This is a genomic window from Pseudomonas ekonensis, assembly GCF_019145435.1.
In the GTDB taxonomy this organism is placed as follows: domain Bacteria; phylum Pseudomonadota; class Gammaproteobacteria; order Pseudomonadales; family Pseudomonadaceae; genus Aquipseudomonas; species Aquipseudomonas ekonensis.
Genome location: NZ_JAHSTS010000001.1, coordinates 285,690 through 308,219 on the forward strand (window position 1 = coordinate 285,690; position 22,530 = coordinate 308,219).

General features: G+C 64.8%; 21 protein-coding genes. 4 read left to right on the forward strand and 17 right to left on the reverse strand.

Going from position 1 to position 22,530, the window contains the following annotated elements:
• Window positions 1-61: 61 nt before the first annotated feature.
• Window positions 62-688: a DUF1780 domain-containing protein gene (locus KVG96_RS01430; RefSeq protein ID WP_003228301.1), complete on the reverse strand. Its 627-nt coding sequence runs from the start codon at window positions 686-688 to the stop codon at window positions 62-64.
• A gap of 193 nt (window positions 689-881) precedes the next feature.
• Here KVG96_RS01430 and KVG96_RS01435 point away from each other — a divergent pair, with 193 nt between their 5' ends.
• Window positions 882-1,571: an energy-coupling factor ABC transporter permease gene (locus tag KVG96_RS01435; RefSeq protein ID WP_217890549.1), complete on the forward strand. Its 690-nt coding sequence runs from the start codon at window positions 882-884 to the stop codon at window positions 1,569-1,571.
• 65 nt (window positions 1,572-1,636) lie between these two features.
• A complete protein-coding gene (locus KVG96_RS01440; protein WP_085584228.1) occupies window positions 1,637-1,852 on the forward strand; it encodes a hypothetical protein in 216 nt (71 codons plus the stop codon).
• 7 nt (window positions 1,853-1,859) lie between these two features.
• Here KVG96_RS01440 and yacG read toward each other — a convergent pair whose 3' ends face one another.
• The 5 genes from yacG to pilB are packed head-to-tail and all read right to left on the reverse strand — an operon-like array spanning window position 1,860 to window position 6,471.
• Window positions 1,860-2,060, reverse strand: a complete 201-nt coding sequence (gene yacG, locus KVG96_RS01445; protein WP_085584230.1) for a DNA gyrase inhibitor YacG — start codon at window positions 2,058-2,060, stop codon at window positions 1,860-1,862.
• Window positions 2,057-2,680 carry a dephospho-CoA kinase gene (gene coaE, locus KVG96_RS01450; protein WP_217890550.1) on the reverse strand — a complete coding sequence of 208 codons (624 nt, stop codon included), beginning with the start codon at window positions 2,678-2,680 and terminating at the stop codon, window positions 2,057-2,059. Before coaE ends, yacG begins: the two co-directional genes overlap by 4 nt.
• Window positions 2,677-3,549 (reverse strand): prepilin peptidase, encoded by an 873-nt coding sequence (locus KVG96_RS01455; protein WP_217890551.1) that lies wholly within the window; start codon window positions 3,547-3,549, stop codon window positions 2,677-2,679. Before KVG96_RS01455 ends, coaE begins: the two co-directional genes overlap by 4 nt.
• A gap of 1 nt (window position 3,550) precedes the next feature.
• Window positions 3,551-4,768 carry a type II secretion system F family protein gene (locus KVG96_RS01460; RefSeq protein WP_217890552.1) on the reverse strand — a complete coding sequence of 406 codons (1,218 nt, stop codon included), beginning with the start codon at window positions 4,766-4,768 and terminating at the stop codon, window positions 3,551-3,553.
• Window positions 4,769-4,770: 2 nt separating this feature from the next.
• On the reverse strand, window positions 4,771-6,471 hold the full coding sequence (gene pilB, locus KVG96_RS01465) for a type IV-A pilus assembly ATPase PilB (RefSeq protein ID WP_217890553.1): 1,701 nt from the start codon (window positions 6,469-6,471) through the stop codon (window positions 4,771-4,773).
• Window positions 6,472-6,697: 226 nt separating this feature from the next.
• Between pilB and KVG96_RS01470 the strand changes: the two genes are divergently transcribed.
• Both KVG96_RS01470 and KVG96_RS01475 read left to right on the forward strand, forming a co-directional pair.
• The gene (locus KVG96_RS01470) at window positions 6,698-7,117 is read left to right on the forward strand and encodes a pilin (RefSeq protein ID WP_085584241.1); all 420 of its coding nucleotides are present in this window, start codon (window positions 6,698-6,700) and stop codon (window positions 7,115-7,117) included.
• Between the two features lie 292 nt (window positions 7,118-7,409).
• On the forward strand, window positions 7,410-7,766 hold the full coding sequence (locus tag KVG96_RS01475; protein ID WP_217890554.1) for a BON domain-containing protein: 357 nt from the start codon (window positions 7,410-7,412) through the stop codon (window positions 7,764-7,766).
• A gap of 209 nt (window positions 7,767-7,975) precedes the next feature.
• Here KVG96_RS01475 and KVG96_RS01480 read toward each other — a convergent pair whose 3' ends face one another.
• From KVG96_RS01480 to KVG96_RS01530, 11 genes are all read right to left on the reverse strand, one after another.
• Entirely contained in the window at window positions 7,976-8,275 is a 300-nt protein-coding gene (locus KVG96_RS01480) for a DUF2845 domain-containing protein (RefSeq protein ID WP_437180477.1), read from the reverse strand.
• Complete coding sequence (locus KVG96_RS01485; protein WP_217890556.1) at window positions 8,272-11,223, reverse strand: DUF748 domain-containing protein; 2,952 nt, start codon at window positions 11,221-11,223, stop codon at window positions 8,272-8,274. The genes KVG96_RS01480 and KVG96_RS01485 overlap by 4 nt, the downstream gene beginning before the upstream one ends.
• 109 nt (window positions 11,224-11,332) lie before the next feature.
• Entirely contained in the window at window positions 11,333-12,349 is a 1,017-nt protein-coding gene (locus KVG96_RS01490) for a class I SAM-dependent rRNA methyltransferase (protein ID WP_217890557.1), read from the reverse strand.
• Between the two features lie 66 nt (window positions 12,350-12,415).
• The gene (locus tag KVG96_RS01495; protein ID WP_217890558.1) at window positions 12,416-13,288 is read right to left on the reverse strand and encodes an oxygenase MpaB family protein; all 873 of its coding nucleotides are present in this window, start codon (window positions 13,286-13,288) and stop codon (window positions 12,416-12,418) included.
• Window positions 13,289-13,350: 62 nt separating this feature from the next.
• Window positions 13,351-15,288 (reverse strand): acetate--CoA ligase, encoded by a 1,938-nt coding sequence (gene acs / locus KVG96_RS01500; RefSeq protein WP_217890559.1) that lies wholly within the window; start codon window positions 15,286-15,288, stop codon window positions 13,351-13,353.
• Window positions 15,289-15,466: 178 nt separating this feature from the next.
• Window positions 15,467-17,131 carry a glucose-6-phosphate isomerase gene (gene pgi, locus KVG96_RS01505; protein WP_217890560.1) on the reverse strand — a complete coding sequence of 555 codons (1,665 nt, stop codon included), beginning with the start codon at window positions 17,129-17,131 and terminating at the stop codon, window positions 15,467-15,469.
• A gap of 224 nt (window positions 17,132-17,355) precedes the next feature.
• On the reverse strand, window positions 17,356-17,736 hold the full coding sequence (gene panD / locus KVG96_RS01510) for an aspartate 1-decarboxylase (protein WP_007963888.1): 381 nt from the start codon (window positions 17,734-17,736) through the stop codon (window positions 17,356-17,358).
• Window positions 17,737-18,034: 298 nt separating this feature from the next.
• Window positions 18,035-18,895, reverse strand: coding sequence for a pantoate--beta-alanine ligase (gene panC, locus KVG96_RS01515; RefSeq protein ID WP_217890561.1), 861 nt, complete (start codon window positions 18,893-18,895; stop codon window positions 18,035-18,037).
• The gene (panB, locus tag KVG96_RS01520; RefSeq protein WP_217890562.1) at window positions 18,892-19,692 is read right to left on the reverse strand and encodes a 3-methyl-2-oxobutanoate hydroxymethyltransferase; all 801 of its coding nucleotides are present in this window, start codon (window positions 19,690-19,692) and stop codon (window positions 18,892-18,894) included. Before panB ends, panC begins: the two co-directional genes overlap by 4 nt.
• Window positions 19,693-20,074: 382 nt before the next feature.
• A complete protein-coding gene (folK, locus tag KVG96_RS01525; protein WP_217890563.1) occupies window positions 20,075-20,551 on the reverse strand; it encodes a 2-amino-4-hydroxy-6-hydroxymethyldihydropteridine diphosphokinase in 477 nt (158 codons plus the stop codon).
• A 3-nt stretch (window positions 20,552-20,554) separates the two neighbouring features.
• On the reverse strand, window positions 20,555-21,937 hold the full coding sequence (locus tag KVG96_RS01530) for a polynucleotide adenylyltransferase PcnB (RefSeq protein WP_217890564.1): 1,383 nt from the start codon (window positions 21,935-21,937) through the stop codon (window positions 20,555-20,557).
• Between the last annotated feature and the right edge of the window lie 593 nt (window positions 21,938-22,530).

Here is a 22,530-nt window from a genome sequence, read left to right on the forward strand (position 1 = left end):
TCCGGGCGAATGATTGCGCTTTTTTAACATCCGACCGGTGTTTGCGCCATCCTGCCAAGGGCTAAAGGCTGATGCCGACGTCGAACACGATGCTGCGCCCCAGGTTGCTGCGCAGGAAGTCCGGCGCGTCCGGGTGGGCGAACAGCACCCGGGCGAAGGTCGGCCCGACCAGCGACAGCGAGCGCCAGCCCTGGCGCAGGTACTCGGTCGGCGGCGGAAAATGGCTGTTCAGGTCCAGCACTTCGCGCTTGAGGCTGGCGAAGGCGATGATGTCCAGCTCCCCCAGGTCCATGCCGCGTTCCTTGTAGTTGTGGGCCTTCTTGCGCAGGGTCGGCGCCAGGCGCAGGAGGAACTCGTTGGCCGGGATCCGCCGCGGCTTGGCTTCGCGGCGCACCAGCTGGCTCAGGGAAAACGCGCTGCGCCGGCGCTGCAGTTCGTCGCGCCATTCGTCGTTGAGCCGGCGGCCTTCGTCGAGGACGAAGAACACCTCGAAATTGGCGTCGCGGAACAAGACGTCCGGCGGCTCCCCGGCCGGGGCGAACTCATCGGCCCGATAGGGAATGTTCAGGCCTTGCAGCAGGCGCTGGCAGACCCAACGCTCACGCTCCCATTTGCGGGCATTGGACAGGAAGGCGTTGGCTTGCTCGGCCGCGATGGTCAGCAGGCGCAGGTAGTCTGAGTCATCCATAGGCCCAAGCTTAGCGTTCAAATGCGACAGGCAGATAGATTTGCGTCGGTCCTGCTCACCAAAGGCATCGGCAGGATGCCTCATCGTCCCCAGAGGGTTTGCGGCGGGCTCAGGCCTTGCGTTGAGCAGCGTTGTGGGGGTGTAGACTGCCACAGCTGCCGCAAGGGAATTTGTCGCAAAAAATGAGGGAATCATGATCGGTGCCGAACTGCTGTCTTCCACGAGTCTGACCCTGGGCTGGCTGATCTATTTGCCGGTCTTGCTGTGGGCGGTCTGGAGCGCCTCGTGGGTCGAACTGTTCAGCGACAGCCGGCGTCAGCACCTGCTGTTCGGCACTGTGTTCGCGTTGTTTCTGTTGTGGCTGGTGCGCCGGGATTTCGATACCGGCGTGTCGTACCACTTCATCGGCATGACGGCGGTGACGCTGCTGCTGGACTGGCCCTTGGCGATCGTCGGCGGGCTGGTGGCGCAGGCCGGGCTTGTGCTGCTCGGGCGCCAGGACCTGGCGGCGGTGGGGGTCAACGGCACGTTGCTGATCCTGTTGCCGGTGCTCGTCACCGAATGCGTGGCGGTCCTGGTCGAGCGCGCCCAGCCACGCAACCCGTTCGTGTACATCTTCTGTTCCGGCTTCTTCGCCGCTGCGCTGGCGGCGCTGCTGTGCCTGGTGTCGAGCCTGGCGCTGCTGTGGTACGACGGCCTGTTCGCCCTGCCGGAATGGCTGGAAGACTTCATCGGCTACCTGTGGCTGCTGATCTTCCCCGAGGCGTTCATCAACGGCATGGTGATCAGCGCATTGGTGGTGTTCTGCCCGGAATGGCTGGAGACCTTCAACCGCACCCGCTACCTTTCGGCGCCCTGGAAGGACGACGATCCCAAGTCTTGACCCACATCAAATCCGCCGGCCGCCGTGCCTTCATGCTCGTTCGAATTCCTTCAGGAGCGAGCGGCATGAGCGTTTACGAGTGGGCGAGGCAGGAGTTGCGTCAGAGTCTGGACATGGCGCAGGAGGTGGGGTTCGATCCGGGGCTGAGCCTGCGGGCCTTGCTCAGCGCGGTGGTGCAGCAGAGCAAGACCGTGCGCAACGCCGAAGACCTGGCCGACGAGTTGCGCTTTCTGGCGGAAAACCTCGACGACGATCAGGACTACGGCTTCATGCGGCCCTGACGGCGGGTCAGTGGCGCGGGTCGAAATCGCCGGAGAACAGCTCATCCTCGGCGTCCGGGGCGACCGGGATCTTGTGTTCCTCCGAGGCCCAGGCACCGAGGTCGATCAGTTTGCAGCGGTCCGAGCAGAACGGCCGGTTGACGTTGCCGGCCACCCATTCCACGGGGGCGCCGCAGGTCGGGCAGTTGACGGTTGGGGTCTGGCTCATGGCTGGCCTCCGGATAAAGTCAGGTAAAAGTGATGCAGGCGCTCGACCTCGCTGTGCAGCCAGGCGAGGTCGCGGTCGTTGACCACCACGTCATCGGCACGGCTCACACGGTCTTCGCGGCTGGATTGGGCCTTGAGGATCGCCTGGACCTGCTGTTCGCTGGTCTGGTCGCGTTGCAGGGTGCGTTCGATCTGCAGTTGCTCGGGGGCGTCGATCACCAGGATCCGCCGGGTCATCGCGTATTGCCCCGACTCGATCAGCAGCGGCGAGACCAGGATCGCATACGGCGATTCTGCCAGCGCCAGGTGATGGGCGATTTCCTCGGCGATCAACGGATGCAGCAGCGCTTCGAGCCAGCGGCGCTCTTCGGGCACTTCGAAGATCAGCTTGCGCAGGGCGGCGCGGTTCAGCGTACCGTCGGCCTGCAGCACGGCAGGGCCGAAGTGTTCGGCGATCTTCGCCAGCGCCGGGCGCCCCGGCTCGACCACCCAACGTGCCGCGTGGTCGGCGTCCACCACGTGGATGCCGAGGTCGATGAAGTGCTGGGCGGCCGCGCTCTTGCCGCTGCCGATGCCGCCGGTCAGGCCGAGAATCCAGGGTTTTTCCACAGGGGTATTCATTTCAAACCGACAAACTGCCAATAGAAGGCCGTCATTTGACCACCCCAGAGCATGGCAATCCAGCCGGCGATCGCCAGATAAGGGCCGAAGGGGATCGGCGTCGAGGCGTTGCGGTCGCGCAGCCGCAGCAGAATGATGCCGATGACCGCGCCCACCAGCGACGACAGCAGGATGGTCAACGGCAGGATCTGCCAGCCGCCCCAGGCGCCGAGCATCGCCAGCAGCTTGAAGTCGCCGTGGCCGATGCCGTCCTTGCCGGTGAGCAGCTTGAACAGCCAGAACACCGACCACAGGGACAGGTAGCCGGCCACCGCCCCCCACAACGCATCGTGCAGCGACGTGAACAGGCCGAAGCTGTTGACGATCAGGCCCAGCCACAGCAGCGGCAGCACCAGCACGTCGGGCAGCAACTGGTGCTCGGTGTCGATCAGGCTCATCGCCAGCAAGCCCCAGGTCAGCACCGTCAGCAGGCACGCGGGCCAGCCGAACCCCAGGTGCCAGGCGATGAAGGCCGTGAGCAGGCCGCAGGCCAGTTCCGTCAGCGGATAGCGTTTGCCGATGGGCGCGGCGCAGGCCGAACAGCGTCCGCGCAGCCACAGGTAACTGAACAGCGGAATGTTTTCCCACGCAAGGATGCGGTGGGCGCAATGCGGGCACTGCGAGGCCGGCAGCATCAGGTTGTAGGTGGGCAGCGGCGTTTCGCCGGGCATCCCCAGGATGTCGCGGGCCTGCTGGCGCCATTCGCGCTCGAGCATCTTCGGCAGGCGCCAGACCAGCACGTTGAGGAAGCTGCCGACCACCAGCCCCAGCAGCAGGGCGGTGCACACGAAGGCCAGCGGATACAGGGCAAACAGTTCGTCGAAGGGCATGTCAGATCGCTGAGCCGAGTTGGAAGATCGGCAGGTACATGGCCACGACCAGCCCGCCGACGATCACCCCCAGCACCACCATGATGAACGGCTCCATCAGGCTGGTGAGGTTGTCGACCATGTTATCCACTTCGTCCTCGTAAAACCCGGCGACTTTGGCGAGCATGTCGTCAAGGGCGCCGGACTCCTCGCCGATGGCGGTCATCTGCACCGCCATGTTGGGGAACACTCCGGTGCTGCGCATCGAGAAATTCAACTGCATGCCGGTGGACACGTCCTGGCGGATGCGCAGCACCGCGTTCTTGAACACCACGTTGCCGGTGGCGCCGGCCACCGAGTCCAGCGCCTCGACCAGCGGCACCCCGGCGGCGAACGTGGTCGAGAGGGTGCGGGCGAACCGCGCCACGGCGGACTTGTACATCAGCGTACCCACCAGCGGCAGCTTCAGCAGCCAGGCGTCCCGGCGGTCGCGCAGGGCCTGGGAGCGTTTCAGCGCGTGGCGCGTGCCGAAGAACGCGGCGACCAGGGCCGCCAGGATCGCCCACCACCATTGCTGCATGAACTCCGAGAGCGCGATCACCATCAGGGTGAAGGCCGGCAGTTCGGCGCCGAACCCGGAGAACACCGACTGGAATTGCGGCACCACCTTGACCAGCAGGATCCCGGTGACCACCGCCGCCACCAGCACCACGGCGGCGGGGTAGGTCATGGCCTTCTTGATCTTGGCCTTGAGGCTTTCGCTCTTTTCCTTGTAGGTCGCGACCCGTTCCAGCAGCGTGTCGAGGGCCCCGGACTGCTCGCCGGCATCCACCAGGTTGCAGTAGAGCTCGTCGAAATGCTGCGGTTTCTTGCGCAGGGCGGCGGCGAAGCTGTTGCCGGCGGCGACTTCCTGCTTCACCTCGTCCACCAGCTTGCGCATGGCCGGGTTCTCGAAGCCCTCGCCGATGATGTCGAACGACTGCAGCAGCGGCACGCCGGCCTTCATCATGGTCGCCATCTGCCGGGTGAACAGCGCGATGTCCTGGGCCTTGATGCGTTGGCCGAAGCTGAGCAGCGAGGCGGACTTCTTGCGCACCTTGCCGGGGTTGATCCCTTGCTTGCGCAACTGCGCCTTGATCAGCGCCGGGTTCTGCCCGCTCAGTTCGCCGGTCACCTTGCCGCCTTTCTTGTCCGTGCCTTCCCAGGCGTACACGCTGGTTTTCGCTGCCTTGACCGCCATGTTCAGTCCTTGGTGACCCGGTTGATTTCCTCAAGGCTGGTGATGCCTTGCATGGCCTTGATCAGGCCGGAGGTGCGCAGGTCGTTGAAGCCGTCCCGGCGCATCTGGGTGTCGATGTCCAGCGAGTTGCCTTCGGCCATGATCAGCCGTTGCAGTTCGGCGGTGTTCTTCACCACCTCGTAGATGCCCACGCGCCCCTTGTAGCCGCCGTTGCAGTGGTCGCAGCCGGCAGGCTCATAGAGCGTGAAATGGCCGATGCGTTCCTCGGGGAAGCCTTCCTTGAGCAAGGTCTCCCGGGGGATCTCGGCGGGGCGGCGGCAGTGGCTGCACAGCTTGCGGGCCAGGCGCTGGGCGATGATCAGGCTGACCGAGGTGGCGATGTTGAAGCCGGGGATGCCCATGTTGTGCAGGCGGGTCAGCGTCTCGGCGGCGCTGTTGGTGTGCAGGGTTGAGAGCACCAGGTGGCCGGTCTGCGCGGCCTTGATGGCGATCTCCGCCGTTTCGAGGTCGCGGATCTCGCCGACCATGATCACGTCCGGATCCTGGCGCAGGAACGAGCGCAGGGCCTGGGCGAAGTCCATCCCCTGTTTCGGGTTGACGTTGACCTGGTTGATGCCTTCCATGTTGATCTCCACCGGGTCTTCGGCGGTGGAGATGTTGATGTCGACGGTGTTGAGGATGTTCAGCCCCGTGTAAAGCGACACGGTCTTGCCCGAACCGGTGGGGCCGGTGACCAGGATCATGCCCTGGGGCTGCTTGAGGGCGGCCATGTACAGGTCTTTCTGCTCCGGCTCGTAGCCGAGGGCGTCGATGCCGATCTGCGCGCTGGAGGGGTCGAGGATCCGCATCACCACCTTTTCGCCCCACAGGGTGGGCAGGGTGTTGACCCGGAAATCGATCGACTTGCTCTTGGACAGGCGCATCTTGATCCGCCCGTCCTGGGGCTTGCGGCGTTCGGAGATGTCGAGGCTGGCCATGACCTTCAGGCGCGCGGCGATCCGGCCGGCCAGCTGGATCGGCGGCCGGGCCGCTTCGCGCAGGATGCCGTCGGTGCGCATCCGCACCCGGTAGTTCTTTTCGTAGGGCTCGAAATGCAGGTCGGACGAGCCGCTCTTGATCGCGTCCAGCAGCATCTTGTGGACAAAGCGCACCACCGGCGCATCGTCGGCGTCGAGCCCGCCGATGGCGTCCTGACGGCTGTCGTCGACGGACTCGACGTCCAGGCCGTCCAGGTCGACGTCGGCCATCTCCTCAAGGCCGGTGGCGTGGGTGTCGAAGAACTTTTCGATGGCGTCGGTGAGCTTGTCGTCCTCCACCAGGATGGCCTCGGTGCTCAGGCCGGTGCTGAACTGGATGTCGTTGATCGCCTGCTGGTTGCTCGGGTCGGAGATCCCCACGAACAGCTTGTTGCCGCGCCGCCACAGGGGCAGCGCGTGGTGCTGGCGCACCAGTTTTTCGCTGACCAGGCCTTTGGGCTGGGTTTCCTTGTCCAGGCAGTTGAGGTCCAGGTAGGCCACGCCGAAATGCTCCGAGGCGATCTCGGCCACCTGCCAGCTTTTCACCAGTTTGTTCTGCACCAGATAGCTGACCAGCGACAAGCGGTTGCGCTGGGCCTGTTGCCAGGCTTGCTGCGCGCTTTTTTCCGTCAGCAGTTCGGCCTGCACCAGTTGCTTGGCCAGACCGCTCAGAGCGATGTCATTCATGGGGATCCCGGACGCAGACAGTTCATGACTTATAGCCTAGACAAGTGACAGCGCCAAACCTGTGGGGTGCAGGTGACAAAAAGTGTCAGATACTGCGGTTCAAGGCTGTAGGACGCGCTTCGGGCATGCCGCCGCGCCCCGCCTTCAGGGCCTGCAAGGGATTGGCACGGGCTGTGCTGAGTCGTGTTCAGACCATGAGATTCCGACTCATGCAAGGAGCGTGTCTATGAAGAAACAACAAGGTTTCACTCTGATCGAGCTGCTGATCGTCGTGGCGATCATCGGTATCCTGGCGACCATCGCGCTGCCGCAGTACTCCAAGTACCAGGCCCGTTCGAAAGTGACGGCGGGGCTGGCGGAGATCAGCGCCATGAAGGTGCCGTTCGAGGACACCATCAATCAAGGCACCGACCCGACGCTGACGCTGGTGGCCGGCAGCGCCACGGCAACCACGTCCAACTGCGGCACCCTGGCGGCCTCGGGCACGGCCTCCACAGGGGCCGGCACCATCACCTGCACGCTGGCCAATGCCCCGGGTCCGGTGCTGGGCAAAACCATCACCCTGACCCGCACCGCCGCCACCGGCTGGAGCTGCGCGACCACGGCAGCCCAGGACTACGCGCCGAAGGGCTGCACCGGGACCTGAGGGTTGCGATGCGTCACCCGAATGCCCCGCCTTGCGGGGCATTCTGTTTTCCGGGCAGCGCAAAAGCCTGAATTGTTTCAGTGCCTTAGGAACTTTTCAGGAATCCGCAAGTTGCATGCAGAACGGATCGCGGTCATGCAAATTGCATGATTCCGTCAACCTGGTATTTTTATAAATCATTGATTTTTAAGGATTTATTTTTGTAGGGAAGTTGGCACAGCGTTCGCAATATCTCCAGTAACCTGCTGACAAGAAGCGCAGCAGACTTTTCAGAAAAACAGGAGTTACTCGTATGAAGAAGTTCGCTATCACTGCCGCTGCTGCTACCGCGCTGACTCTGACCATGGCCACCGGCGCATTCGCCCAGTCCACCCAGACGGCTCAGGCGCCCATGACGCTGGCAGCCGGCGAAATGACCAAAGCCAAGGAAGCCACTTCCGATACCTGGATCACCACCAAGGTCAAAGCTGACCTGGTCACCGAAAAAGGCATTCCCGGCACCGACATCAAGGTCGAAACCAACAAAGGCGTGGTGTCCCTGTCGTCCACCGTCGCCGTGACCGATTCGCAGAAAGAGATGGCGGTCGCGATCGCCAAGAAAATCAAAGGCGTCAAGGCGGTTTCCGCCGACGGCCTCAAAGCCGAGTAAGGCAAGGCTTCTCGCCTGGACGGGAGGAGGCGCGACAGGCGATCCGTGCAATACGTCTGCCGCACTTGAAGTTCATGCGAACGGCCACAAGGATGTGGCCAATGCGGGCCCCGGTTGATTGCCGGGGCCCGTTTCATTTTGGGCTAATGCATAGCGGCAGCGGGTGCCTGGGCTGGCTCCCATAGGGAAAGGCAGCGGGCAAGGGGACTTCAGTTGCCGCGCTTGCTGTTGATCTGTTTCAGGCGGTTGCCCTCGAAACGCAGGTACTGGTACATGCCGTTGCTCGGGCCGTAGGTCCATTCCTCGACCTGGAACTCTTCGCGGCGGTCGGCGCTGCGCTTGTAGCCCAACAGGTCACGGCTCAGCGGCTCGCCGCACTTGTGCAGCACTTCGCTGGCGCGGTCGCCGAGGCTGACCAGTTGGCTGCCGCAGCGCAGGGTGTCGGACGCAGACGCCTGGCCTGCGGCCAGCGCCAAGAGGATTGCGGGCAGACATTTGCGGTTCATCATTCGGCATCCAGATGCATTTGCGTCACCACCCGGCCATCGCTTTCCGCTTCGCCGAGGTTGGCGTCGATGAAGTACACCCGGTCGTCGGCCAGTTGGCCCTTGTCCACCAGGTAATCCTTGATGCTGCTGGCGCGGTCCTGACCGAGCTGGCGCAGCAGGACGTCGCTGGAGCTCCAGAACTTGATCACGTCTTCGCGCATCTTCGCGGTGCGCTCTTCCTTGCCCAGATCCTTCCATTCGGCCGGTGGCTGGGTCTTCAGGCGGGTGCGGTAGATACCTTCGAGCAACGGGCCTTTCTCGCCGTCCGGCACCTGCAGCAGGGACGCCTGGGCCGGCACCTTGTCGCCCCGGCGCTGGAGCATCTTGTAGTAGTTGTACTGGTATTCACGCTCCAGGCGCTGCTCGGCGATGAGCGGGCCGTCGCTGCTCTTGGCGGCGGTGCCTTCGATTTCCAGGCGCAGGGCCGGACGCTCCTTGAGCGCCTGGGACAGCTTGACCAGGGCCGCTTCGGCGTCCTTGCTCAGCTCGCTGGAGCCGGGCGCGAACGACACGCTGCCCAGGTCCTCCGAACCGCCGCCGCTGACCAGGCCGCCGATCAGCTTGAACGGCGCGGCGGCGGCCTTGACGATCAGGTTGCGCAGGGTCTGCCAGACGATCGGCATCACGCTGAACTGCGGGTTGTTCAGGTCGCCGCTGACCGGCAGCTCGATGGAGATCTTGCCGTCCACGTCCTTGAGCAGGGCGATCGCCAGTTTCAGCGGCAGGCTCACGGCGTCCGGGCTGTCGACCTTTTCGCCCAGCTGCAGTTGCTCGACCACCACCTTGTTCTCGGCCTTGAGCTGGCCCTTGGTGATCAGGTAGTGCAGGTCGAGGTTGAGCCGGCCCTTGCGGATCCGGTAGCCGGCGAACTTGCCGGAGTAGGGGGTCAGGGTGGTCAGCTCGACGCGCTTGAAGCTGGTGGCGATGTCGAGGCTGGCCATCGGGTCGAACGGGTTGACCGAGCCCTTGATGGTCACCGGCGCATAGCGGTCGACCTTGCCCTTGACGTCGACGCTGGCCGGCTTCGCCTGGCGGCTGTCGATGGTGCCGATCTGGCCGTTGAGCTGCTGGATCGCGGTGGCGAAGTTCGGGGTCAGGCTGAAGTCGGCGAAGTTGGCCGAACCGTCGTTGATCGCGATGGCGCCGATGTGGATGCCCAACGGCTTGTCGCCTCCGGACGGCTGCTTGGCGGCGGCCGGCTTCGCCGCCGAATCGGCGGGCTGCGGCACCAGCAGGTCGTCGATGTTGGTGGTGCGGTCATCGTTGATCATGAACCGCGCATAGGGCTGGAACAGGTTGATCCGGTCGATGGACAGGCTGTCGCCGTGCTGGTAGTTCAGGCCCTCCACCACCACCTGCTGCCACTTGAGGAAGTCGCGGGTCTTGAGGGTGTCGAGGGTGTGCAACTGATCGACCTGGGCGCGGCCGGTGACGCTGAGCGCCAGGGGCTCGGTGCTCTTGAGGTTGACCTTCAGGTCGCTGCCGAGCATGCCGCTGCGCAGTTCCAGGCGGATGAACGGGATGATGTAGGACTGGGCGACCCGCAGGTCGATGTCCTGGGTCTTCACGTTGAGCTGAGCGGTGACAGGCGCCAGGTTGACCGTGCCGTCGGCGCTGATCTTGCCCTGCTTGCCCAGGCCGGTGTCGAGCTTGAGGTTGAAGGGCGAACCGTTGAGGCTGTCGAAGTTCTGCAGGTCGAGGTTCAGCGGGCCGACCTCCAGGGCCACCGGCGGCTGCGGCTGGCGGTCGGCCAGGTGCACCTGGTAATTGCGCAGTTGCACGTCCTTGAGCAGCACCTGCCAGGGCTTGGCCGGCGCTGCCGGTTCCTTCGGCGAGTCGGCGGCGGCCGGCGCGGTCTTGGGTTCGGCGGCGGCCTTGGCCGCCGGTCTGGACGGCTGGCCGGCGAACAGCTTCTGCCAGTCCAGTTGCCCGTCGGCTTCGCGGGCGGCCCAGGTCTCCAGCTTCTGGCTGCGGATCTTGCCCACCACGACCTGCTGCTTGGCCAGGTCCACCGTGGTCTCGCTGACGTCCAGGCGTTCGAGCTTCGCCAGCGGACGGCCGTCCGGGGCCTTGATGGCGAACGGCGCGACGCTGACGGCGACGTTGTTGAGCAGCAGTTCGGTTTGCCTGGACAGGTTGAGCTTGTAGTCGGTGCTGAGGCTGACCACGCCGTCTTCCAGCACCAGCGGCACGGCGTCGCGCACGTAGGGCCAGAACGCCTTCATCTTGCCGTCGGTGATTTTCAGCGTGCCTTCGGAGGTGATCGGGATCAGGCTGAAGTTGCCGCTCCAGTCGATGCGCCCGCCGGCGGGGCCGACGGCGACCAGGGTCATGTCGGCGCTGTCTTCGGGCAGGGTGCTGAGGTTCTTCAGTTCGAAGTCGAGGGTGTCGTAGAGGAATTCGATCGGTTCGCTCGGACGCGCGTCCTCGAAATGCACGGCGCCGCCGGCCAGTTTGATGCGGTCGATGCGCAGCGGGAACGGTTTGGCGTCGGGGTCGGCCGGTGCGGGTTCGCTGGCCGGCAGCTTGAACAGGCCGAGCAGGTTGAGCTGGCCGTCCTTGGCGAACAGGATTTCGGTCTTGGGCTTGTCCAGCTCGATGTCGGCCAGGTGCAGGGCCCGGGTCCACAGGCTGTCGAGCTGCAGGTTGGCGTAGAGGCGCTCGAACCCGACCTGTTCCTTGCCCGGCCCGCCGATCACCAGCCCCCACAAGGTGAGCTCGAGGCTGAACGGATTGAGTTCGATGCGCTGGACATGCGCCGGCACGGTGGCGTAGTGGGCCAGTTGCTGGTTGGCGACCCGTAACGCAATGCCCGGCAGAATCAGAAACCCCAAAAGGCTGTAGAGGGCCAGAGCGGTCAACAGGGCGCCAATCGCGCGAATCAATCCTTTGGGCATGTGCGGCTTCATCTGTCTGAATCGGAGTGCCTTGGAGTATGGCACGCGATTGCGGTTCCGAAGTAATCGCCCAGGGTCAGGATTGTTCAGATTTTTCTGTGGGAATTTTCCCAAGCAGGTTTCACAGCCGGAGGATCAGGGTCTTCAGCGGCGGCTGTCCGTCCATGGACGGGAAGTCCCGGCCCGGTGTCATCACCGTCCATTCGCGCACCGGCCGCCCGGCCTTGTCCGCGCAGCGCAGCACCTGTTCGCGCCAGTCGTCCATGCTGACTTTCGCCAGGTTGTTGCAGCAGATCAGCACGCCGTCCTCGGCGGTGGCCAGCAGGGCCGGCTTGAGCAGGCTCTGATAGTCGCGCAGCAGGTCGACGGTGCCGAACGCGCTCTTGGCCCAGGCCGGCGGATCGAGCAGCACCAGGTCGTATTGGCGCTGTTCCAGGCGCGGATAGCCCGGCAGCTTTTGCCCGCGCCGCTGGGTGATCGGCAGCCCCGCCAGTTGGCGGATCGCCGGGAAGTAGTCGGACTGGACGAACTGCATGGCCGGCAACTGCGGGTTGAGCTGGCCGTTCTCGCGACCGACCGCGAGGTTGCCCTCGGCGAAGTCCAGGTTGCACACCTCGCGCGCACCGCCGGCGGCGGCGCTCAGACCCACCCCGCAGGTGTAGGCGAACAGGTTGAGCACGCTTTTGCCCTTGGCGTGGTCCTTGACCCAGCCCCGGGTGTTGCGCAGGTCGAGGAACAGCAGCGGATCCTGCCCGGCGTGGCGCCCGCGCACGCGGTAGTTCAGGCCCCATTCGTGGCCGACCAGATCCTCCAGCGCCGCGTCGTCGGCCCGGTAGACCGGGTCGGTGCGGTCGATCCGCGAGTTGCCCCGGGAGCGGTCGTTGTAGACCAGCAGGGTGTCCAGGCCCAGGGTCTGGTCGACGGTCTCGTGCAGGTGCAGCAGGGCGTCGCGCTCCAGCGTCTGGTGGAAGCTTTGCACCATCAGTTGCGGGCCGTAGCGGTCGACGGTCAGGCCGCCCGCGCCTTCCTGGCTGCCGTGGAACAGGCGGTAGCAGTCGGTGCCCTGGCCGTGCAGTTCGGCGAGCAGGTCCTGGCGTTGGTCGAGGGCGGCGCGCAGCGCCTGGTTCAAGGAAGACATGCGGGCGCCTTGCTGGAGGGTATGGGGGCGCGGGAGTTTAGCATTGTCGGCGCCTGTGGCGAGGGATCAGGGCAGCAGCCCCATCCGCCGCCGGGCGCGCTGCACCGAGCCGTTGCGCATGGCCCAGCGCAGCATCGGCGCGCTGCGGTTGACGCTGGCGCGGATCAGTTGGCGGCGCAGCGGGTTCTGGCGCACGCCGAGCATGTCGCTGGCCCAGTCGGGCAGCAGGTCGATGCCGGCCTTCATCATCAGGTCGCCGAAGGGCCGGGCCAGTAGGCTGGGGGCCGGCGCGTCGAGCAGCAACCGCAGGACTTCGCGGCTGCGTCCGTCGCACAGCAGCTGCGGGCGCATGCGCTGCAGGTACTCGGCCACCGCCGCGCGCGAGCGGGGCACGTCCCGGGCGCCGAGCCGTTCGGCGATCACGGCGATTTCAGCGTAGTAGCGGTCCTGGTCTGTCAGGGACAGGTGCGGATTGCGGTAGCGCAGGTGGGCGGCGAGGAAGTGGCTGACTTCCGCCACGTGCACCCAGGTCAGCAGATCCGGGTCGCTGGCCGCATAGGGGCGGCCGTCCGGAGCGGTGCCGACCACTTGCAGGTGGATGGTGCGCACTTTTTCGATCAGCCAGTCGGCGTCCTTGCGCGAGCCGAACGTGGTGCCCGAGACGAACTGGCTGGTGCGGCGCAGCCGTCCGAGCATGTCCTGGCGAAAGTTCGAGTGATCCCACACCCCGGCCAGCGCCAGCGGGTGCAAAGCCTGCAGCAGCAGCGCGGCGATGCCGCCGATCAGCATGCTGCTGAAGTCGCCGTGCACTTGCCAGCTGACCGAGTCGGGGCCGAACAGGCCGGGATCGCCCTTGGGGTTTTCCAGGTCGAGCTGGCCGAGGGACAGCCCGGTCAGGCTCATGAGCTGGCTTTCGATGCGGTGGCGGATGAATTCCATGGGGGGCTCGACGGATGGCTTCAGTGCAGGGACGGCGCGGCCGAACGACCGCGCCGGGGCCGCTACCGGTTGAGGCGCTTGTCGATCAGGCCCTGCACTACGCTCGGGTCGGCCAGGGTGGAGGTGTCCCCGAGGCTGTCGAGCTCGTTGCAGGCGATCTTGCGCAGGATTCTGCGCATGATCTTGCCTGAGCGGGTTTTCGGCAAGGCCGGCGCCCACTGGATCAGATCCGGTTTGGCGAAGCTGCCGATTTCCTTGCTGACGTGGGCCAGCAGTTCCTTCTTCAGTGCGTCGTCGGCCTCGGTGCCGTTCATGGGGGTGACGAAGGCGTAGATGCCCTGGCCCTTGACGTCGTGGGGATAACCGACCACCGCCGCCTCGGCGATGCTGTCGTGCAGCACCAGGGCGCTCTCCACTTCAGCGGTGCCGATGCGGTGGCCGGACACGTTGATCACGTCGTCGATGCGGCCGGTGATCCAGTAGTCGCCGTCCTCGTCGCGGCGGGCGCCGTCACCGGTGAAGTAGTAGCCGGGGTAGGGTTTGAAATAGGTGTCGACCATCCGCTGCGGGTCGCCGTAGACGCTGCGGATCTGCGCCGGCCAGCTCGACTTGATCGCCAGCACGCCGCTGCCGGCGCCCTTGATTTCCTTGCCGTGCTCATCGAGCAGCACGGGCTGCACGCCGAACATCGGACGGGTGGCGCAGCCTGGCTTGATCCGCTGGGCGCTGACCAAGGGGCTGAGCATGATGCCGCCGGTCTCGGTCTGCCACCAGGTGTCGACGATGGGGCAGCGTTGCTCGCCGACCACGTTGAAATACCATTCCCACGCTTCCGGGTTGATCGGCTCGCCGACGCTGCCGAGCAGCCTGAGGCTTTGCCGCGAAGTGTCCTTGAGCGGGCCGGGCCCTTCGCGCATCAGGGCGCGCAGGGCGGTCGGCGCGGTGTAGAAGATGTTGACGCGGTGCTTGTCGATCACCTGCCAGAACCGCGAGGTGGTCGGGTAGCTCGGCACGCCTTCGAAGACCAGGGTGGTGGCGCCGTTGGCCAAAGGGCCGTAGACGATGTAGCTGTGGCCGGTGACCCAGCCGACGTCGGCGGTGCACCAGAACACTTCGCCGTCGCGGTAGTCGAGCACGTACTTGAAGGTCATCGCCGCCTGCAGCAGATAGCCGCCGGTGGTGTGCAGCACGCCTTTGGGTTTGCCGGTGCTGCCGGAGGTGTAGAGGATGAACAGCGGGTCTTCGGCGTCCATCGGTTCCGGCGGGCAGTCGTCGCTGACCTCGCGCACCGCCTGGTGATACCACAGGTCGCGGCCTAAGGTCCAGTCCACCTTGCCCTGGGTGCGCTCGACCACCACCACGGTGCTGACGTCCGGGCAGCTTTGCAGGGCCTTGTCGACGTTGTGCTTGAGCGGCACGAACTTGCCGCCGCGCACGCCTTCGTCGGCGGTGATCACGGTGCGGCAGTCGGCGTCGAGGATGCGGTCGCGCAGGGAGTCCGGGGAGAAGCCGCCGAACACCACCGAATGGATCGCGCCGATCCGCGCGCAGGCCAGCATGGCGTAGGTCGCTTCGGGGATCATCGGCATGTAGATGCACACCCGGTCGCCTTTCTTCACGCCGCGGCCCTTGAGCACGTTGGCCAGCCGGCAGACGTGGTGATGGAGCTTGCGGTAGGTGATCTGCGCCGATTCGGCGGGGTCGTCGCCTTCCCAGAGCAGGGCGGTCTGCTCGCCGCGCCGTTCCAGGTGACGGTCGATGCAGTTGTGGCTGACGTTCAGCTTCGCCCCGGCGAACCAGGTGGCTTCGCCGGTCTTCAGGTCATAGCGCTGGACGGTCTGCCACGGGGTGCTCCAGTCCAGGAAACGCTTGGCCTGTTCGGCCCAGAAGGTGCTGGGGTGTTCAATGGATTCGCGGTACAGGCGCTGGTAGTCGTCCTGACTCAACTGTGCGGCCCGGCGGACGGCATCGGCTTTGGGGAACGTGCTGATATCGAACATGACGGTTCCTTATTCTTGTTGTGCGACAGGAATAAAGATGCGCCGAGTGCCCGAGAGGTTCAAGCCATGTCAAAAACGACTGTGGGAAAGGGGGGCATACAAAAGACTGAGGGAGCGGGCAAACCCGCTCCCGTAATGGAAGGTGTTGCCCGCAGAGGCTGCGGGCAACACGGCCGGATCAGCCGCGGTGACGGCCGCGGAAGTAGTTGATCAGGCCTTGGGTGGACGGATCCTCGGCGGCGCTCTCTTCGCTGCCGACCAGGCGGTTGTAGACGCCCTTGCCCAGTTCCTTGCCCAGTTCCACGCCCCACTGGTCGAAGGCGTTGATGCCCCAGACCACGCTCTGCACGAACACCTTGTGTTCGTACATCGCCACCAGGGCGCCGAGACGGCGCGGGCTGATGCGTTCGACCACCAGGGTGTTGCTCGGACGGTTGCCCGGGATCACCTTGTGGGCGGCGAGCTTGTGCACCTGCTCTTCGCTCATGCCTTTGTCGCGCAGCTCGGCCTCGGCTTCGGCCAGGGTCTTGCCGAGCATCAGGGCCTGGCTCTGGGACAGACAGTTGGCGTACAGCCACTGGTGATGGTCGGACACCGGGTTGAAGCTGACGACCGGCACGATGAAGTCGGCCGGGATCAGCTGGGTGCCCTGGTGCAGCAACTGGTGATAGGCATGCTGGCCGTTGCAGCCGACGCCGCCCCAGATCACCGGACCGGTGTCGGTGGACACCGCAGTGCCGTCCTGGCGCACGCGCTTGCCGTTGGACTCCATGTCCAACTGTTGAAGGTGCTTGGTGATGTTGCGCAGGTAATGGTCGTACGGCAGGATCGCGTGGCTCTGCGCACCCCAGAAGTTGCCGTACCACACGCCGAGCAGGGCCAGCAGCACCGGCATGTTCTGTTCGAACGGGGCGCTCTGGAAGTGCTGGTCCATGGTGTAGGCGCCGGACAGCAGTTCCTTGAAGTTGGACATGCCGATGGCCAGGGCGATCGGCAGGCCGATGGCCGACCACAGCGAGTAGCGGCCGCCGACCCAGTCCCACATCGGGAAGATGTTCTCTTCGCGGATGCCGAACGCCACGGCCGCCGCGTTGTTGCTCGAAACGGCGATGAAGTGGCGGTGCAGTTCGGCTTCCGAACCGCCCTGGGCCAGGTACCAGGCGCGGGCGGCCTGGGCGTTCTTCAGGGTTTCGAGGGTGTTGAAGGATTTCGACGACACGATGAACAGCGTGGTTTCGGCCCGCAGCTTCTGGGTCAGGCCGTGGAACTCGCTGCCGTCGATGTTCGCCAGGTAGTGGCAACGCACGCCTTTCTGGGCGTAGGACAGCAGGGCCTCGGAGACCAGCTCAGGGCCGAGGAACGAGCCGCCGATGCCGATGTTCACCACGTCGGTGATCGGCTTCTCGGTGTAGCCGCGCCACAGGCCGTCGTGGATGCGGCCCACCAGGTCGGTCATCTGGTTCAGCACCTTGTGCACGTCCGGCATCACGTTGACGCCGTTGACCGACAGCTTGTCGCCCACCGGGCGGCGCAGGGCGGTGTGCAGGGCAGGGCGGCCTTCGGAAGCGTTGACGATTTCGCCGTCGAACAGCGATTTGATCGCGCCCTTGAGGTCGACCTCATCGGCCAGGCCCACCAGCAGGTCGCGGGTCTGGGCGTTGATCAGGTTCTTCGAATAGTCGAGAAACAGTCCGCAGCTGCTCAGGGTGAATTGGTTGAAGCGCTGCGGGTCGGCGTTGAAGGCTTCGCGCATGCTGAAATCCTGCATGGCTTGGCGGTGGTCTTTCAACGCTTGCCAGGCAGGCAGAGCGGTAACGTCATGAGGAGTGCGGTAGTACGCCATCGCTGCGGTTTTCCTTTTTACTTGAACGGCCTTTGGTACACGGATCGAACCGCCAGGCCCGGTCAGGGCATGGGGTCAGCTGCGTTGACACGGTTTCATGGCGCAGGGCCAATACAGTAAACCCCGCGCTGCGATCTGTCTTGACTTTGTCTGACCCGTTTCCTGTACTTTTTTAACATCTGTCCAGGAAACGGCCGACGAACGGAAGGGCGGGGGCTGCCTGCTCAGGCGACCTGCACCGGGATGGCGTTGCTGGTGTGGCTCAGTTCGTTGCCCGGCGCCATGTAGAGCATGCGCGGCTTGAAGTTCACCAGTTCAGCTTCGCTGTAGTGGGCGTAGGCGCAAATGATCACGCGGTCGCCGACCTTGGCCTTGTGCGCGGCTGCGCCGTTGACCGAAATCATCCGCGAGCCTTCTTCGCCGCGGATCGCGTAGGTGGTGAAGCGTTCGCCGTTGTCGACGTTGTAGATCTGGATCTGCTCGTACTCACGGATGCCGGACAGGTCCAGCCATTCGCCGTCGATGGCGCAGGAACCTTCGTAATCGAGCACCGCGTGGGTGACTTCGGCGCGGTGCAGCTTGGCCTTGAGCATGATGGCGTGCATGAGGGGTTCCCCTGGTCGGAATCGAACGGCAGGCAGTGTGCCCGAAGGGGGGGAGGGCGGCAATATGGCTGCGCGCCGGGCGTAGGCAGGTGGAAGTGGCCGGATCCCGGAGCGTTTCCGTAGACCCCGTCGTCAGCAGGCTGGCCACACAGGGGGCTTGGGTGGGTGCAGGATTTTTGGTCACCGCAAAACAATGTGGGAGCGGGCCTGCTTGCGATGGCGGTCTGCCGGTCGCCGCTCAGGTCGGCTGACGGAAGGCCATCGCGGGCAGGCCCGCTCCCACAAAGGATTACGGCGCTCAGGCCGGGGTGTCGAGGTTCAGGTGCAGGTTGTCGATCAAGCGGGTGGTGCCGAGGAACGCGGCCACCAGGATCACCAGGTCGCGGTCGTTTGCCGTGGCCGGGCGCAGGGTCAGGGCGTGGCGGATCTCCAAGTAGTCCGGACGCAGGCCGGCGGCTTCCAGTTGCTTGAGCTGCGTCTGGATCAGTGCCGGGAAGTCACGCTCGCCTAGCTTGATCGACTCGGCGATGGCGCTCAGGGTGCGGTAGACCACCGGCGCCACGGCGCGCTGCTCTTCGCTGAGGAAACCGTTGCGCGAGGACAGCGCCAGGCCGTCGGCGGCACGCACGGTCGGTTCGCCGATGATCTGGATCGGCATGTTCAGGTCATGCACCAGCGCACGGATCACCGCCAGTTGCTGGAAGTCCTTCTGGCCGAAGATCGCCAGGTCCGGCTGCACCATGTTGAACAGCTTGCTGACCACGGTCGCCACGCCTTCGAAATGCCCCGGCCGGCTGGCGCCGCAAAGGCCTTCGGACAGTTGAGGCACGCTGACCCGGGTCTGTCCGGCCATGCCGTCGGGGTACATTTCCTCGACGGTCGGGGCGAACAGCAGGTCGCAGCCGGCTTCCAGCAGTTTTTCCTGGTCCGCCGCCAGGGTGCGCGGGTACTTGTCGAGGTCTTCGCCGGCGCCGAACTGCAGCGGGTTGACGAAAATGCTCGCGACCACGAAGTCCACCCGCTGGGTGGCCTTGGTGATCAGCGCGATGTGGCCGCTGTGCAGGTTGCCCATGGTCGGCACGAAGCCGATGCGCTTGCCTTCGCTGCGGGCGCGGGCCACGGCGGCGCGCAGTTCACGTACGGTTTTGACGGTGTTCATGCGGAGAATCCGTGTTCGATGCCTGGGAACGTGGCGGCTTTGACTTCAGTGACGTAGGCCTTCAGGGCGTTCTGGATGCTGTCCTGGCCGTCCATGAAGTTCTTCACGAACTTCGGCACGCGGCCGCTGATCGACAGGCCGAGCATGTCGTGCAGCACCAGCACCTGGCCGTCGGTGGCGTTGCCGGCGCCGATGCCGATCACCGGGATCTTCACCGCCTGGCTGATTTCGGCGGCCAGTTCGCTCGGCACGCATTCGAGCAGCAGCATGGCCGCGCCGGCCTGCTCCAGCGAGATGGCGTCGGCGCGCATCTGCCGCGCCTGGTTCTCGTTGCGGCCCTGCACCTTGTAGCCGCCGAGGATGTTCACCGCTTGCGGGGTCAGGCCCATGTGCGCGCACACCGGAACGCCGCGCTCGGCCAGCAGGCGGATCGACTCCGCCAGCCACAGGGCGCCTTCGACCTTGACCATGTGCGCGCCGGCCTGCATCAGCATGGCGCTGTTGGTCATGGTCTGTTCCAGGGTGGCGTTGGCCATGAACGGCAGATCCGCCAGGATCAGGGCATCGGTGTTGCCGCGCTTGACGCTGGCGACGTGGTAGGCCATTTCCGCAGTGGTCACCGGCAGGGTGCTGTCGTGGCCCTGCAAGACCATGCCGAGGGAATCGCCCACCAGCAGCACTTCGACACCGGCCTCGTTGCAGGCGTGGGCGAAGGTCGCGTCATAGCAGGTCAGCATGGTGATCTTTTCACCTTTCTGCTTGAGGCTCTGGAGCGTGGTCAGGGTGATGGCTGGCATGTAAGAAATCCTCGTTCAGGCGCATTGGAAACTGCTGCGGGTAACGCGCGTGATTCGTCATCTATTCAGGCGCACGCTCTTTTGTCGTGCTTATAAGGCCTGGATTGCGCCCTTGTGCGCCGGGTTGGCGGCAGCGGGACGCCTATAGTCGTGATGAGAACCCAGGAAGTCAATTACGTGTGTTACCGCATTGTTACGACGGGAGTGTTACCGGCGTTACTGATGCGATTCAGCGGTGCGGCAGGTCTGGGCTGCCGTTTTTTTGTCCTACAAAAATGGCGGTGGCAGGCGCGGCGTGGCCGTCGGCCGGGATCCCGTCGGGAGCCAGCCTGCTGGCGATGACGTCAGCCCGGGTCACCCTGGGCCGGGCGAGGGAAAAGGGTCAGAGGCGTTCGAGGCCGGTGAACGGGCAGGCCGCCAGCAGCTCGGCCAGGGTGCGGCCGTCGGCCAGGCGCAGCTCCTTGGGCGCCAGCTCCGCCAGGGGGTACAGGACGAACGCGCGTTCCTGCATGTGGTAGTGCGGCACCTTGAGGCGGGGCTCGTCGATCAGCCGGTCGCCGAACAGCAGGATGTCCAGGTCCAGCGTGCGCGGGCCCCAGCGTTCCAGGCGTTCGCGGCCCTGATCGTTTTCGATGGCTTGCAGGGCGTCGAGCAGTTCCAGGGGGGAGAGCGAGCTGTCCAGCGCCGCCACGGCGTTGGTGTAGCGCGGCTGGCCCGGCAGCAGCGAATCGCTTTGGTAGAACGCCGAGACGCCGGCCAGTGCGGTGGCGGGCAGGTGCGCCAGCGCGTCGAGCGCGCTGCGCAATTGCTCGGCCGGGTCAGCCAGGTTGCTGCCCATGCCGATGTAGACGCGTTCCATGCCTTATTCGCCCGCCGCGCTCTTGCGCTTGGCGTTGCTGCGACGGCGCTTGCGCGGTGCGCCGCCGGTGCCGTCGTCCTTGCCGCTGAGTTCGCGGATCATGTCCCGGCGCCCGCTGTCGTTGGCGTCCTGGTAGTCGGTCCACCATTCGCCCAGGCCGTCGGTCTGCTCGCCGGCGCTTTCGCGCAGCAGCAGGAAGTCGTAGCCGGCGCGAAAGCGCGGGTTGTCCAGCAGCAGGTCGGCGCGTTTGCCGCTGCGCCGCGGCAGGCGCTCCTGCATGTCCCAGATCTCGCGGATCGGCATCGTGAAGCGCTTCGGAATGGCGATGCGCTGGCATTGCTCGGCAATCAGCTCGTGGGCCGCTTCCTGCATCGCCGGAATCGGCGGCATGCCCCGTTCCTGAAGGCGCAGCACGCGGGCCGGCAGGGCGGGCCACAGCAGGGCGGCGAACAGGAACGCCGGGGTCACCGGCTTGTTCTGCTTGATCCGCAGGTCGGTGTTGGTCAGGGCTTCGCTGATCAGCGTGTGGGTGTATTCCGGGTTGTGCTCCAGCGCGTCGGCGCTGGCCGGGAACAGCGGTTCGAACAGTTGCAGGTCGACCAGCATTTCATAGGTGATCGCACCGTGGCCGGAGAGGAACAGCTTGAGCACTTCCTCGAACAGGCGGGCCGACGGGATCTCGCGCAGCATCGGCGCCAGGTCGCGGATCGGCTGGACGGTGTGCTTCTCGATGCCGAAATTGAGCTTGGCGGCGAAGCGCACGGCCCGCAGCATCCGCACCGGGTCTTCCTGGTAGCGCTGCACCGGGTCGCCGATCAGGCGGATCAGGTGGTTGCGGATATCGTGCACGCCGTTGGCGTAGTCGAGGATGCGCTCGCTGACCGGATCGTAATACAGGGCATTGATGGTGAAGTCGCGGCGTTGCGCGTCTTCTTCCAGGGTGCCGTAGACGTTGTCGCGCAGGATGCGCCCGCTTTCGTTGCGCGAGGACTGGTTGCTGTCTTCGTCGTCTTCGTTTTGCGGGTGGTTGGCGCGGAAGGTCGCGACCTCGATGATCTCGCGGCCGAAATGGATATGCACCAGCTTGAAGCGGCGGCCGATGATCCGCGCATTGCGGAATTCGGCCCGGACCTGCTCGGGGGTGGCGCTGGTGGCCACGTCGAAGTCCTTGGGCGTGATGCCCAGCAGCATGTCGCGCACGCAGCCGCCGACCAGGTAGGCCTGGTAGCCGGCGCTCTGCAGACGTTCGACGATGTTGACCGCATAACGGCTGAATTGCGCCTTCTGCAGCGAATGTTGGCCGCTGTTGAGGACTTCAGGCGTGCTACGGATGTGTTGCGTACGACGCAGGGGCGTTCGAAATGACTGGAACAGCTTCTTCAGCATGGGATGCACTGTTTGAAGGAATGTTCGGCCTTACCGGGGAATGGCCGCATGATGGGCGGGGATTCTAGCATTTAGTCGGTGAATGGTGTAGGACGCAGCGGATTTGAGCTGCAGGCCGCGGTCCAGGGCGTTCGGAGCCGCAATTTCTGAGGAGGGATCGCCACGGCGGACGTCAAGGTGACAGAAACTACAAGGGGAGCCGAAGCTCCCCAAGAAGTAGTTGCGTGCTCTTTTTATTTTTGATTCGGGCTTCTTGTTTTTGTTGAGCGCCCTCGTCATGAGGTTTTCCCTTCATGACCCTCCCAGTCGGGAGCCAAGAGCAAACGGATTGCTTTGGTCGCTGAGTTGCAGTGATCTTGCGATCCAACCAGTGCAGGCTCTGTCTCAAGACAGTTTTTGTTGTTCTCGGCCTGGTCGTGGGACGAATCCCAAATACAACGCCTCTCCAAAAGAATCAGTTAGCTGCGCCTCTCGCCGTCTTGTTTTTATTGTGCGTGAGTCGATTCGTCTTATTTTTATTGTCTTATGCATTGCTTGTTATTGTTCTTGTACCAAACATATAGCAGGTGCCGTGCCAACTTTTGCGATCCCCA